Annotated in this window: 1 pseudogene; it reads left to right on the top strand. The window is 80.6% G+C overall.

Annotated elements, in window-relative coordinates:
• A pseudogene (locus KVS67_RS13075) lies at positions 1 to 180 on the top strand (endonuclease III); the annotation flags it as partial.
• Between the last annotated feature and the right edge of the window lie 57 nt (positions 181 to 237).

Below are 237 nucleotides of genomic sequence, written 5' to 3'. Positions count from 1 at the left end.
GGGGCGTGCCCGACCGCCCGCTGGTGCCCGCCCTGGGGCGAGGGGGAGCCCGCCCCCGAGCGGGCGCGCGCCCTGCTCGCCTACGAGCACAAGCCCGGCCGGGAGGAGCTGCTCGAGCTCCTGCGCGCGGGGCGGACGCGCCGCGAGCTGCGCGCGCTCGGCCAAGGACTGGAGGCCTGACCGCCCGGCTGGTCCACCCGCTCAGCCCGCGGTGAGGCCCGCGAGGATCGCGTCGAC

The organism is Micrococcus sp. GbtcB5 (genome assembly GCF_019091605.1).
GTDB lineage: Bacteria > Actinomycetota > Actinomycetes > Actinomycetales > Micrococcaceae > Micrococcus > Micrococcus luteus.
Note: the sequence above shows the minus strand (reverse complement) of the source record. Positions and strands in the feature narration are given on the sequence as shown.